This window comes from Aerococcus sp. HMSC23C02, assembly GCF_001806805.1.
GTDB classification, from domain to species: Bacteria; Bacillota; Bacilli; order Lactobacillales; family Aerococcaceae; genus Aerococcus; species Aerococcus sanguinicola.
Window position 1 is genome coordinate 1 of the sequence record NZ_KV786058.1, and the last position, 12,571, is coordinate 12,571.

12 protein-coding genes and 1 pseudogene are annotated in these 12,571 nt (G+C 53.9%); 1 reads left to right on the top strand and 12 read right to left on the bottom strand.

The features are described from left to right. Positions 1-42: 42 nt before the first annotated feature. From purD to purE, 11 genes are read right to left on the bottom strand one after another with little or no spacing between them, the layout of a single operon-like run. The gene (gene purD, locus HMPREF3090_RS06255) at positions 43-1,329 is read right to left on the bottom strand and encodes a phosphoribosylamine--glycine ligase (RefSeq protein ID WP_067973486.1); all 1,287 of its coding nucleotides are present in this window, start codon (positions 1,327-1,329) and stop codon (positions 43-45) included. Positions 1,330-1,338: 9 nt separating this feature from the next. Beyond that, a complete protein-coding gene (gene purH, locus HMPREF3090_RS06260; protein ID WP_070486192.1) occupies positions 1,339-2,892 on the bottom strand; it encodes a bifunctional phosphoribosylaminoimidazolecarboxamide formyltransferase/IMP cyclohydrolase in 1,554 nt (517 codons plus the stop codon). Beyond that, entirely contained in the window at positions 2,885-3,457 is a 573-nt protein-coding gene (purN, locus tag HMPREF3090_RS06265; protein ID WP_067973490.1) for a phosphoribosylglycinamide formyltransferase, read from the bottom strand. The genes purH and purN overlap by 8 nt, the downstream gene beginning before the upstream one ends. A 10-nt stretch (positions 3,458-3,467) precedes the next feature. Further along, complete coding sequence (purM, locus tag HMPREF3090_RS06270; protein WP_067973506.1) at positions 3,468-4,505, bottom strand: phosphoribosylformylglycinamidine cyclo-ligase; 1,038 nt, start codon at positions 4,503-4,505, stop codon at positions 3,468-3,470. Further along, positions 4,498-5,961: an amidophosphoribosyltransferase gene (purF, locus tag HMPREF3090_RS06275; RefSeq protein ID WP_230080842.1), complete on the bottom strand. Its 1,464-nt coding sequence runs from the start codon at positions 5,959-5,961 to the stop codon at positions 4,498-4,500. The genes purM and purF overlap by 8 nt, the downstream gene beginning before the upstream one ends. Positions 5,962-5,978: 17 nt before the next feature. Continuing rightward, complete coding sequence (gene purL / locus HMPREF3090_RS06280) at positions 5,979-8,207, bottom strand: phosphoribosylformylglycinamidine synthase subunit PurL (protein ID WP_067973510.1); 2,229 nt, start codon at positions 8,205-8,207, stop codon at positions 5,979-5,981. Further along, positions 8,207-8,893, bottom strand: a complete 687-nt coding sequence (purQ, locus tag HMPREF3090_RS06285) for a phosphoribosylformylglycinamidine synthase subunit PurQ (protein WP_067973513.1) — start codon at positions 8,891-8,893, stop codon at positions 8,207-8,209. The genes purL and purQ overlap by 1 nt, the downstream gene beginning before the upstream one ends. A 2-nt stretch (positions 8,894-8,895) precedes the next feature. Continuing rightward, on the bottom strand, positions 8,896-9,144 hold the full coding sequence (purS, locus tag HMPREF3090_RS06290) for a phosphoribosylformylglycinamidine synthase subunit PurS (protein ID WP_230080838.1): 249 nt from the start codon (positions 9,142-9,144) through the stop codon (positions 8,896-8,898). 16 nt (positions 9,145-9,160) lie between these two features. Beyond that, the gene (purC, locus tag HMPREF3090_RS06295) at positions 9,161-9,880 is read right to left on the bottom strand and encodes a phosphoribosylaminoimidazolesuccinocarboxamide synthase (protein WP_067973519.1); all 720 of its coding nucleotides are present in this window, start codon (positions 9,878-9,880) and stop codon (positions 9,161-9,163) included. A 3-nt stretch (positions 9,881-9,883) separates the two neighbouring features. Next, positions 9,884-11,011: a 5-(carboxyamino)imidazole ribonucleotide synthase gene (gene purK / locus HMPREF3090_RS06300; RefSeq protein WP_067973523.1), complete on the bottom strand. Its 1,128-nt coding sequence runs from the start codon at positions 11,009-11,011 to the stop codon at positions 9,884-9,886. Further along, on the bottom strand, positions 11,004-11,489 hold the full coding sequence (gene purE / locus HMPREF3090_RS06305; RefSeq protein ID WP_067976554.1) for a 5-(carboxyamino)imidazole ribonucleotide mutase: 486 nt from the start codon (positions 11,487-11,489) through the stop codon (positions 11,004-11,006). Before purE ends, purK begins: the two co-directional genes overlap by 8 nt. Before the next feature lie 320 nt (positions 11,490-11,809). On the opposite strand from purE, the gene HMPREF3090_RS06310 reads away from it, so the two are divergent. Continuing rightward, on the top strand, positions 11,810-12,127 hold the full coding sequence (locus HMPREF3090_RS06310) for a hypothetical protein (protein WP_143485110.1): 318 nt from the start codon (positions 11,810-11,812) through the stop codon (positions 12,125-12,127). A gap of 292 nt (positions 12,128-12,419) precedes the next feature. On the opposite strand, the pseudogene HMPREF3090_RS09645 reads toward HMPREF3090_RS06310, so the two are convergent. Further along, a pseudogene (locus HMPREF3090_RS09645) lies at positions 12,420-12,571 on the bottom strand (adenylosuccinate lyase); the annotation flags it as partial.

The window sequence follows — 12,571 nt, forward strand, 5'->3', positions numbered from 1 at the left end:
CGGACCAAACTCGGGCCATTTCGGGACGGGTATAGCGTGGAATCATGAAATCTTTTCCTCCTTAGGCTGGGTGATGGCTTGGCCACCAATGTCGTGACGGTAGAAGGTCTGTGGGATGGGGTGTTGGTCGAGTAAGGCATAGACTCGCTCAGCAGCTTGGGTCAGATCTCTTCCCTGGGCCACGGCCATGAGGATGCGGCCACCCTGAGCGGTCAAGTGACCTGACTTTTCGCCCACTCCTGCATAGATTAGAGAAATTTCTGAGGGACAAGCTTGAACGAGAGGGGTCAGGTCCATCCCCTTGGCATAGGGCGTCGGATAACCTTCCGCTGCCAGGACCACCCCCAGGCTAGGCCCTGTCTCATTCAAGGTCAACTGGGCAGGCTGGCCCTCCAAGAGCTGGTCAATGGTCTCAGCGAAATCGTCTCCCAACAAGGGCATGAGGATCTGGGTTTCGGGATCGCCAAAGCGAGTATTGAATTCAATCACCTTAGGCCCCTCAGCCGTCAGCATGAGCCCGGTATAGAGAACACCGCTATAGGGATGTCCCGCCGCTTCCATAGCCTGGAGCAAGGGATCGACAATCGTGCGGACCACTTCTTGGTAGAGGGCTTCGCTCACAAAAGGCACCGGCGCATAGGCCCCCATCCCACCCGTATTAGGACCGCGGTCCTGGTCATAGGCCCGCTTGTGGTCTTGGGCAGTGGGCAGGTGGAGGACCTGGCCATCATGGACCAAGCTAAAGAAGGAAAATTCTGGGCCAGTCAAACACTCTTCCACCACGACCTGGGATTGGCTCCCATAGCGCTTGTCCTCCAAGATATCGGCCAAGGCGGCTTCGGCTGACGCTAGGTCCTGGGCAATGACCACACCTTTACCGGCAGCTGGCCCATCCGCCTTGATGACCAAGGGAAATGACGCCGCTTGGATATAGGCCTGGGCCGTTGGAAAGTCTGTAAAAACCTGGTAGTGGGCTGTGGGAATCCCGTTCTCAACCAAGATCTCCTTGGCAAATTTCTTGGAAGATTCCAAGCGAGCTGCTGCCTGGCTGGGGCCAAAAATTTTTTGCCCCGCAGCCCGAAAGCGGTCCACGATGCCCAAGAAAAGGGGGAGCTCAGGGCCAACAAAGGTCCAGTCAATCTCGGTCGCTTGGGCCCAAGCCAAAAGCTCATCAACCTGGTCAACAGCTAGGGGGACTAATTTGATCCCATCACTTGCCATACCTGGATTACCGGGTGCGCAATAGACCTGGTCCACCTGGTCACTCTGCATAAATTTGCGGGCTAGGGCGTGTTCACGGCCGCCCCCACCAATCACTAATACTTTCATTCCAACCTCCTAGTGTCTAAAGTGTCTCCGGCCCGTTTTCAACATGGGTATCTGGGCCGCATCGGTCACTGCAATGGAATCGTCATCGTGGATGGAACCTGCGGGCTGGACGATCGCCTTGATGCCATGAGAGACCGCATATTCAGCCGTATCGGCCATGGGCAGGTAGGCATCACTGGCGAGGACCATATTCGACCGGTCCACCCCATGGGGATTAGCCAGGGCTTCTTGGATGGCCAATTCGCAGGCCCCCACCCGGTTCATCTGGCCAGCTCCAATCCCTAGACTCTGCACATCATTAGCCACCACAATGGCATTGGATTTCACGTGTTTGACCAACTTCCAAGCTAATTCCAAGGCCTGGTCCTGTTTGGGGTCAGCTGCTATCTGACCCATGGCTGGCCAGTCGGAAGCGTGGACCGCTTGGGGAATGTCCTGGTCTTGGACCAAAAGCCCCCCCATCACCGACACATATTCCTTAGCTGGAGCAGGACTCTGATCGAAGTGGTCCAGGGCCAAGAGGCGTAAGTTTTTCTTGCTTGCCAGTAGGTCTAGGGCTTCGGCATCAAAAGAGGGCGCAATCACAATCTCTAAGAAAATCGGCTGGAGGGCTTCAGCCAAAGCCCGGGTCACCGGCCGGTTGACAACCACAATCCCCCCGTAGATGGACTGGGAATCGGCTTCATAACAGCGCTGGAAGGCGAGTTCAATGGTCTCGCCTAAACCCATGCCACAGGGGTTCATGTGTTTGACCGCAATGACAGCGGGGACTTGGAATTCCGCAATCATCCGCAGAGCGGCATCGGCGTCCTTAATATTATTGTAGGAGAGGGCCTTACCTTGGAGCTGTTGAGCTTGGACCAGGCTATAGGACGGAGCTAGGGGCTCTTGGTAGAAGGCAGCAGCTTGGTGGCTGTTCTCCCCATAGCGGAGCTCTTGTTTGAGGTCATAGGTCAAAGTAAGCTTTTCCGGTTCGCTTTCGCCGACAAAGTTCGTCAGGTACTGGGCAATCAGGGCATCGTACTGGGCCGTTTGTCGGAAGACCTTAGCCGCCAAGTGAGCCCTCAAGTCCAGGCTGGTCTGGCCCTCAGCCGCGACTTCCTTTTGGACCCGGTCATAGTCAGCGGGGTCGGTAAGGACAGTCACCGACTGGTAGTTCTTGGCCGCACTCCGCAGCATGGAGGGGCCACCGATGTCAATGTTTTCAATCAGGTCGGCGTGGCTCGCATGGGCCTGGGCCAGGGTCGCCTTGAAGGGGTAGAGGTTGACCACCACATAGTCGATGGCTTCAATCCCATGGTCGGCCAAGGCTTGAAGGTGGCTGGCCTGGTCGCGACGGGCGAGGAGGCCCCCATGGATCTTAGGGTGGAGGGTCTTGACCCGGCCATCCAGAATTTCCGGGAAGCCAGTCACTTCCTCCACAGCCGTCGCTGGAACCCCCGCCTCATTGAGGGCTCGGAGGGTTCCCCCCGTCGAAATAATGTCAATCCCTTGGTCGGCTAAAAATTGGGCAAAAGCAACAATTCCGGTCTTATCTGACACACTGATTAAGGCTCTAGGCATTTTCTCTTCCTTTCAATTGACGAATAACAGCTGGATAAACTTGGTGTTCCAGGTCATGGATGCGCGCTTCCAGGTCGGCCAAAGTCTCCCCCGGTCGGATGGCTAGGCTGGCTTGGCGGATAATCTCCCCGCTGTCAATGCCTGCATCCACATAATGGACGGTCACCCCGGTCTGCTCCACCCCCGCTTCATAGGCCTCACGAATGCCGTGACGCCCAGGAAAGGCTGGGAGAAGAGACGGATGAATATTAATAATGGCTTGGGGGTAGGCTTGGAGCAGGGGGGCATGGAGGACCCGCATGTAGCCAGCTAAAACGACCAACTCGATGGCTTCTTCCTGGCAGATTTGAAGCAAGGCTTCTTCATAGGCTTGGCGGCTCGGGAAGTCTTGGGGACTGAACTGGTAGGTCTTAATCCCTAAGTCCTGGGCGCGCTCTAGGGCATAAGCCCCCGCTTGGTCCGAGAAGAGAAAGACAATCTCAATCCCTTCCTGACCCTTTGAAAAAGCTTGGGCCAAGGCCTGGAAGTTGGACCCATTACCGGATGCAAAGACAGCACAACGCATAAAGACCTCCTTAGCGAATCTGGATGGCTCGGTCATCATCCTCGACAACCTGGCCGATAACATAAGCGGTTTCTCCGGCATCCTCTAAGGCAGCTAAGACCGCATCACGTTCGTTAGGGGCCACCGCTGCCACCATGCCGATTCCCATATTGAAGATTTCGTAAAGATCGGCTTCAGAAATTTGACCATAGTGGGCCAGGGCCTTGAAAATATCTAAGACAGGCCAGGTCCCCCGGTCGATCTGGGCACAGAGCCCTTCAGGCAGCATGCGGGGAATATTTTCGACAAAGCCGCCCCCTGTAATATGGGCCAGGCCATGGATTTTCCCTGTTCGTACCAGGGGTAGGAGGGACGCCACATAGATCCGGGTCGGCTTGAGCAATTCCTCTCCCAGGCTGGCAGCTTGGGGTAATAAATCTAAGGGAGCGTCGAGTGCGAAGTCATGGTCCTTGAAGAAGACCTTGCGCACCAGGGAATAACCATTGGAATGGAGGCCTGAAGAAGCTAGGCCAATAAGGATATCCCCTGCTTGGACGTCACTTTTTTGGATCAGGGTCTTGCGGTCAGCTAAGCCCACCGCAAAGCCGGCCAAGTCAAAGTCGTCCCCGGTGTACATGTCCGGCATCTCGGCCGTCTCTCCGCCGATCAGGGCTGCACCAGCTTCTTGGCAGCCCGTGCAGACCCCCTTGACAATGGCTTCGATAATCGCCGGATCGTTCTTGGCCACGGCTAGGTAATCGAGGAAGAAGAGGGGCTCCGCTCCCTGGGCCAGGATATCGTTGACGCACATGGCCACGCAATCGATCCCAATTTGGTCGTAGACCTGGGCTTGGATGGCGAGCAGGAGCTTGGTCCCTACCCCATCTGTTCCTGAGACGAGGACGGGATCTTGGTAGTTAAAATCTTTCAAAGCGAAGGCAGCCCCGAATCCCCCTAGTTGGCTGAGGACTTCTGGACGCTGGGTTTTTCGGACATGTTTGGCCATGCGGCGGACGGCTTCATAGCCTGCGGTCACATCCACACCGGCTTGGCTGTAGGCATTATCCATGCTTTTCCTCCCTTTCTTCTAAGGCGCGGTAGTATTCTTCGGCATAGTCATAGAGGCCGGTCGGGTAGTCGCCGTTAAAGTAGGCCATGCAGAGACCCCCGTAAGGTGCATGGCTTTCTAGACCAATCCCTTCCATCAGACCTTCCTCACTGAGAAAAGCCAGGGAGTCGGCCCCTATCAAGTCGCAGATCTCATCCACGTCATGGTTGGCAGCGATCAATTCGCGGGTCGTTGAAATATCAATCCCGTAGAAACAAGGGTACTTAAGGGGCGGACAGGCAATCCGGACATGGACTTCCTTGGCGCCTGCCTCGCGCAAGAGGCTGACGATCCGCTTGGAAGTCGTCCCCCGCACAATGGAGTCATCCACCATGACCACCCGCTTGCCTTCCAGCAATTTACGGACGGCCGATAATTTCATACGGACTCCGCGCTCCCGCTCTTCCTGGCTGGGCTGGATAAAGGTCCGGCCCACATACTGGTTCTTCACCAGGGCCATTTCATTGGGGAGCTGGGCCGCTTCCGCATAACCGCTAGCCGCTGATAGAGAGGAATTGGGGACGCCGACCACGAAATCAGCCCCTGGCGCTGGCGCTTCCTGGGCCAGGCGCGCCCCGCATTGCTTGCGAGCTGTGTGCACATTAATGTCATGGATAGTAGAATCCGGACGGGCAAAATAAATATATTCCATGGAACAAATGGCCTGTTGACGGTCCGCCGTATAGTATTGGCGCTGAATGCCCTGGCTGTCGATAACAATGAGCTCACCCGGTTGGACATCGAAGAGGGCTTCTGCCCCAATTTGGTCCAGGGCGCAGGACTCGCTGGCCATGGCATAAGAGCCATTCGCCAATTGACCGACAACCAGAGGCCGGAAGCCATTAGGGTCACAGGCCCCAATCAAGGCTTGGTCGGTCAGCAAGATATAGGTAAAGCCTCCCTTGATTTGGTTCAGGGCGTCCTTGACTTGGTCCAAGAACTTATCTTCCTGGCTGTGGCGGATTAAGTGCATGAGGACCTCACTATCCGAAGTGGACCGGAAGATTGCCCCCTTCTTTTCCAAGTCCCGGCGCAGGGCCCGGCCATTGACCAGGTTGCCATTGTGGGCCAGGGCCATGTCCCCCGCTTCAAAATGGAAGAGGAAGGGCTGGATATTGTGGAGGGAGTGCTCGCCTGACGTGGCATAGCGCACATGTCCCAGGGCAGCCCGGCCTTGGAGATAGTCGAATTGGTCCTTGGCCTTAAAGATTTCACTGACTAGGCCCAGGCCCCGGATATCCTTCATCTGTCCCTGGCTGTCCAGTGCGGTAATCCCCGCTCCTTCCTGGCCCCGGTGTTGGAGGGCCATGAGTCCGTAGAAGACCAGGCGGGAAGCCTGGCTGTGGTTCCAGATTCCAATCAAGCCGCATTCTTCATGGGGCAGGTCATAGTGGGCCTCATCAATATAGGTAGACAGGTAGTCCCCTTCAGAAACTATTTGCTTGTGGCATTCAGTTGACACGTTAAGGCCCCTTCCCATAGTGCTTGTAATTCTTCGACATCGGCTTCAATTTGCCCATCATCAGCTGTTAGGCGGTAGCTGGCTTCGGTCGTCACCCGACCTAATAAGTTAAATGTGTCGCCAAAGTCAGCTTCAAAAGCCGCCTGTTTATCGGGATGCACACTGACAATAAAGCGCGACTGGTTTTCGCTGAAGACTTGGCGGATGGGGCCTGGATAAGTCGCTTCTAGGCCCAATCCGGTCTTAAAGGCAGACTCCGCTAAAGCGACAGCCAAGCCCCCCTCGCTCAGGTCGTGGGCAGAGGCCAGGTAGCCTGCTTGGATGGCCTTGAGAACCGCTTCTTGGTTGGCAGCTTCTTGGTCGAGGTCGAAGTCAAAGAGTTGGCCCGAAATTTGGCCGATCTCTAAGTACTGGAGCTCAGACCCGTTGAAGGCATCACTGGTCACCCCGATGCTGTAGATCAGGTCCCCAGCCTGCTTGAAGCTTTGCGTGGTGATTTCTGAAAGATCCCGGATTAAACCGACCATGCCAATCATCGGCGTTGGGTAAATGGCTTGGCCATTGCTTTCATTATTTAAGGAAACATTGCCTGAAATCACTGGCGTCTTGAGCTGGCGGCAGGCTTGGGCGATGCCAGCAGCGGACTGGGCGAGTTCATAGAAGATTTCCGGATCTTCTGGGTTGCCGTAGTTCAAGCAGTCCGTGATGGCGAGGGGTTGGCCCCCGCTAGCGACGATATTGCGGGCTGCTTCACTGACCGCCATTTGGCCCCCGCGTTCAGGATCTAGGTAAATATAGCGGGCATTGCAGTCGGTCGTCATGGCGAGGGCTTTTTGGGTGCCACGGATGCGGAGAACAGCGGCATCGCTCCCCGGTCCTTGGACGGTTGAGGTCCGGACCATGCTGTCATAGCTTTCATAGACCGACCGTTTGGAGGCGATGGTCCCCTGTTGGAGGAGGGCTTCCAAGGTCGCTTTGGCATCAGTGAATTGGGGCTGGTATTGGCTAGCGGTCGCTTGGGCTAAACGCTCAGGCCGCTTTCCTTGGCGCTGGTATTCAGGAGCTGATTCAGCTAAGGCATCCACCGGCACATTGGCTACTTCTTGGCCCTGGTGGAAGAGCCGGTAGCGGCCATCATCCGTTACTTCGCCGATCTTAACCGCATGGAGCTTGTACTTGTCGAAGATGGCTTGAATCTTGGCTTCCTTGCCCTTCTTCACACAGAGGAGCATCCTTTCCTGGGACTCGGACAGCATCATTTCGTAAGGGGTCATATCTTTTTCGCGTTGGGGAACTTGGTCGAGGTTGAGGCGGAGTCCTGTTCCTGCCTTGGAGGCCATTTCAGAGCTTGAAGACACCAGACCTGCCGCCCCCATATCCTGGATGCCGACCAATTCGTCCTGGCAAGTTTGGATCACTTCCAGGCAGGCTTCCAGGAGGAGTTTCTCCATAAAGGGATCGCCCACTTGGACAGCTGACCGTTGACTCTCGTGCTCATCGCTAAATTCCGCACTGGCGAAGGTAGCTCCGTGGATGCCGTCCCGACCCGTCTTAGCCCCGACATAGAGGATGGTATTACCGACGCCGGCTGCCCGGCCCTTTTGGATATCTTTTTGGTCCATGAGGCCGACACACATCACATTGACTAGGGGGTTGCCGCGGTAGCAATTATCGAAGGCGATCTCGCCTCCCACCGTCGGAATACCGATACAGTTGCCGTAACCCGCAATCCCGTTGATCACTTCTTGGTAGATGTACTTGGTCCGGGCATCATCTAATTCACCGAAGCGCAAAGAATCCAAAACAGCGATGGGGCGAGCCCCCATACTGAAGATATCGCGGATAATCCCGCCGACCCCAGTGGCCGCCCCTTCATAGGGTTCAACCGCTGAGGGGTGGTTGTGGCTCTCAGCCTTGAAGACCACGGCCTGACCATCGCCAATATCCACAATCCCGGCTCCCTCACCTGGCCCTTGGAGAACCTGGGGCCCTTCAGAAGGGAAGGTCCGCAAGATTGGCTTGGTGTTCTTGTAGGAGCAGTGTTCACTCCACATGACCGAGAAGAGGCCGGTCTCTGTGTAATTGGGCAGGCGGCCGAGGATCTTATCCCGGATCAAGGCATACTCCTCATCCGTCAAGCCCCATTCTTGGTAGATCTTCTGCTCTTGGATTGCTTCTGCTGTCAGTTCTTGTGTCGCCATTAAGCTTGCCCTCCTAAGTTCTTCTCATAAGTGTCCCGCATCGATTCAAAAACCCGCAGGCCGTCAACGCCGCCAATCAAGGCCTCTACCGCCCTTTCTGGATGGGGCATGAGGCCGATCACATTGCCCGCCTGGTTGCAGATCCCCGCAATATTAGCCGTTGACCCATTCGGATTGTCCCCCGCATAGGTAAAAACAATCTGCTGGTTGGCGCGCAATTCCTCTAAGGTAGCTGGATCGCAGTAATAATTGCCTTCGCCATGGGCAATGGGCAGGCTGATTGCTTCCCCAGCTTGGTAGCGGCTAGTGAAGGCCGTCTGGTTGTTTTCCACCTTTAAGGTTTGGTGCTTGCAAACAAAGTGGAGGTCGCGGTTGCGCAAGAAGGCCCCAGGCAAGAGCCCCGCCTCACAGAGAATCTGAAAACCATTGCAGGTCCCTAAGACTAACTTGCCTGATTCTGCGAAAGCTTTTAAGGCTGTCATAATAGGGGTAAAACGAGCGATGGCCCCAGAGCGCAAGTAGTCGCCAAAGGAAAAGCCGCCCGGTACCATGACTGCATCATAGCCCGACAAGTCGCTGGCGTCAGAAGAGACAAAGGCCACCTCTTCACCCAGGATGTCCCGGATGGCGTGGAACATATCCTCGTCGCAATTGGAACCTGGAAATTGAATCACAGCAAAGTTCATGCTTAAGCCTCCTTAATCGTATAGCGGTAAGCTTCCATGGTGACATTGGCCAAGAGTTTGTCGCAGATGGCTTCAACGGTTGCTTGGACATCGGCGACATCCTTAGAGATTTCCAGTTCAAAGTACTTGCCCTGGCGGACGCTTTCCACTTCGCGATAGCCCATCTGGTTGACGGCTTCTTGGATCGCTTCGCCTTGGGGATCTAAGATCGATTCCTTATAGGTTACAAAAATTTCTACTTGATACATCATGGTCCTCCTTGTGGTCTTAAGCTTGGGTCACGGCTTCGAGTCGGCTGAGTACCGCTTCATAGAAAGGAATCATATCCCCTTCATCGTTGCGGAAGATGTCTTTGTCAAAGGATTCTTTTGTTTCTATATCCCAGAGTCGGGCATTGTCTGGAGAAAATTCGTCAGCAAGCACAATTGCTCCATCGGCTGTGCGGCCGAATTCGAGCTTGAAATCAACTAGGATGAGCCCAGCTTGCTTGAATAAATCAACTAAAAGGGCATTAATCTGCCGGGTCAACCGCTTAATCTCTTGGAGCTCTCCTTCCGTCGCAGCTTGGAGGAAGCGGATATTTTCATCATTGATAAAGGGGTCATTCAAGGCGTCGGCCTTGTAGAAGAATTCTAGGACCCCACCTGGAATTTCGGTTCCCTTGTCGACACCGAGCCGCTTGACAAAGCTCCCGGCGGCATAATTGCGGAAGACGACTTCTAGGGGGAACATGTCGGCTGCCTTAACCAATTCTTCACGAGCATTTAGGACTTCCACCAGGTGGGTTGGAATGCCCCGGTCGGCTAAATAAGTGAAGATCAACTGGGTGATGGCTTGGTTGAGGGCACCCTTACCAGGGATTTCTTCCTTCTTGGCCCCGTTGCCTGCTGTGGCCTGGTTCTTGTAAACCATCTTGAGAATGCCGGCTTGGTCCGTTTGGTAGAGGTCCTTAGCCTTACCGGAATAGATTAAGTGCTTATCAGTCATTACTTATCCTCGCTTCCAAATTTGTGTCGCTTTAATTTCTTTTAGACTTTGATCGGTATCATCTGTCAAGAGGGTCAAGTGACCCATCTTGCGGTTCACTTTGGCCTGGTCTTTGCCGTAGAGGTGGGGGTGCCAGTGGCTGGCCTGGTCCAAGGCTTCCTCGAAAGCGGCTAGGTCTTGGCCGAGAACATTGACCATGAGTGCGGGCTGGAGGAGCCGGGGCTTGGGCAGGTCCCAGTTGCAGATGGCCCGGATATGGAGATCGAACTGGGAGAAGTCACACGCTTCAATGGTATAGTGGCCGCTATTATGCGGACGAGGAGCCAGTTCATTGATCAAAATTTTCCCATCTGCCGTTAGGAACATCTCAATCCCTAGCGTGCCGACCAAGTGGCCAGCCCGCGCAATCTGCCGGGCGACCCGATCCGCCTTAGCCTGGAGCTCTGCTGAAATCCTGGCCGGTACGATAGATTCAAAGAGAATATTGTCAGAGTGAATATTCTCGGCCACCGGGAAGGTCACCAGGTCTCCGCCCGGCTTGCCCACTGCCATAACGGACAATTCCTTGGTGAAGGGCACCCAAGCTTCCAAGATGCAGACCTGGTCCTTTATGAGTTCTGCCGCCTGGTCGATATCTTGGACTGAACGGAAAACCTGCTGGCCCTTGCCGTCATAGCCGAAACGGGTCGTCTTCAAAACAGCGGGATAGCCTAATTGGTCCAGGCCTGCTTCTAAATCAGCCAGGCTAGCTACCCGGCAATAAGGCGCCACTTGGGCCCCAGCCGCTTGGAGGAAGGCCTTCTCCGTCAAACGGTCCTGAGTCTTTGCCAAAAGCTCGGTGCCCTGGGGCAGGTAGACCCGGTCCCCCAAGGCTTGGAGGCTGTCGGTATCAATATTTTCAAATTCAAAGGTCAAGACATCGCAGGCATCCGCAAAGGCGGCTAGGGCTTCCCGGTCATCATAGGCCTTCTGGTAGTGGAAGTCCGACACCTGGGCAGCCGAACAATTAGCCCCTGGATCGAGGATGCCGACCTTAAAGCCCATAGCCTTGGCAGACTGGGCCAGCATATGTCCCAGCTGACCACCGCCGATAATTCCAATCGTTTGTCCCGGTAAGATGGTCTTAGTCAAGTTGGTCACCACTTTCTTTAGCAGCCTGGCGCATGGCTTGGCGGTAGGCTGTCAGACGGTCAACCAAGTCACGGTCCTGGAGGCTGAGAATCTGGACAGCCAGGAGTCCCGCATTCTTAGCGCCTGATGTCCCAATAGCCGTTGTCGCCACCGGCACCCCCCCTGGCATCTGCACAATAGAGAGGAGGGAATCCCAGCCACTCAAGGCCCGAGACTGAACAGGGACCCCAATTACCGGTAGGGTCGTCTTAGCAGCTAGCATACCTGGCAGGTGGGCCGCCCCACCTGCTCCCGCAATTATCACTTGGATGCCTCGTGCCCGCGCAGATTCGCTAAAGGCGAACATTTCATCCGGCATCCGGTGGGCTGAAATTACCCGCTTTTCATAAGCAATCCCAAATTGATCCAAAACCCGGCAGGCTTCACGCATGGTCTCCCAATCGGATTTTGATCCCATAATCACTGCAACATCTGGCATTTCCATAACCCCTTTCCTTTTCCCTAATACTATAACACAAGAAAATAGCTAATAACATACATTATCCTATTTTATTTTATAATTGTTCGTGTTTTGTTGTATAAACGGACCTTTTAACCGTTTATTCTTTTAATACTATCAAGAAAACGAATTATGCAGAGATTGGCTTTTTAGGGATCGCTGTTAGGAAGACAATCCCTTCCGCTTTTGAACTTAATCGTTAAATGTTCAATGAAATTATATTTTGTAGTATTTATAAATAAAAAGAATATAATATAAATGAAGAAAGAAGATGACCTAAGATGAAAAAGCAAGCTCTGATGACAAAGGATGAAAGCCAAGTCCTCTTCGATTTGATTGCAGGGGTCTATAATTGCAAGAAAATTTCTTTTCCCGACCAGACGAAGGAGGCTCTCCTAGAAGCCGTACAGGTCATCCAGGAAAACAAGAATATTGACCAGGCCCTTGTACTGACCTACAATACCTTGAAAAAGTTTTCTGCCAAAGAGCGGCTGGAGATTCCAGAAGTCAAGCACTTGACTGATTTTGTCCAAGATTTCTTCTACAAACACCAAGGAAAAAAATTGAGGAATTTCTATACAGCTTATGGGGCCATGAGCGGTCCATTGATTTTTTAGCTCGTGCTTGGAAGCCACAGTTGAGAGGATTGATTGTGGCTTCAAGCTTGCTAGCCCACAATCGAAGCCTCTATTTGTGACTTCAATTTTGCCAATCCACAATCCAGGCCTCTGTTTGTGGATTCACGGCCAGGAAGCCACAATCGAGGGGATTGATTGTGGGGTCTCGATTTCGAAGCTACATTCAATGCTTCTGTTTGTGGCTTCCTAACTAGATAAAAACACCCCAGCAGGGATCAAGTAATCCTTGCTGGGGTGTTCTATTTTAGACTGCGTAGCTTGACGCACATTTTTAGATGCCGAGTCGTTCAAAGATTTCATCTACCCGTTGGAGGTGGTAGTGGTAGTCGAAGGCGTCGTCAATCTCTTCAGGACTGAGGAGGTCAGTGATTTTTTCATTCCCTTCAACCAGTTCGCGGAAGTCGCGCTGGTCGTCCCAGGACT

Coding starts and splice junctions, on each gene's coding strand:
- purD (WP_067973486.1), bottom strand. CDS start 1,329: ATGAAAGTATTAGTGATTGGTGGGGGCGGCCGTGAACACGCCCTAGCC.
- purH (WP_070486192.1), bottom strand. CDS start 2,892: ATGCCTAGAGCCTTAATCAGTGTGTCAGATAAGACCGGAATTGTTGCT.
- purN (WP_067973490.1), bottom strand. CDS start 3,457: ATGCGTTGTGCTGTCTTTGCATCCGGTAATGGGTCCAACTTCCAGGCC.
- purM (WP_067973506.1), bottom strand. CDS start 4,505: ATGGATAATGCCTACAGCCAAGCCGGTGTGGATGTGACCGCAGGCTAT.
- purL (WP_067973510.1), bottom strand. CDS start 8,207: ATGGCGACACAAGAACTGACAGCAGAAGCAATCCAAGAGCAGAAGATC.
- purQ (WP_067973513.1), bottom strand. CDS start 8,893: ATGAACTTTGCTGTGATTCAATTTCCAGGTTCCAATTGCGACGAGGAT.
- purS (WP_230080838.1), bottom strand. CDS start 9,144: ATGATGTATCAAGTAGAAATTTTTGTAACCTATAAGGAATCGATCTTA.
- purC (WP_067973519.1), bottom strand. CDS start 9,880: ATGACTGATAAGCACTTAATCTATTCCGGTAAGGCTAAGGACCTCTAC.
- purE (WP_067976554.1), bottom strand. CDS start 11,489: ATGCCAGATGTTGCAGTGATTATGGGATCAAAATCCGATTGGGAGACC.
- HMPREF3090_RS06310 (WP_143485110.1), top strand. CDS start 11,810: ATGACAAAGGATGAAAGCCAAGTCCTCTTCGATTTGATTGCAGGGGTC.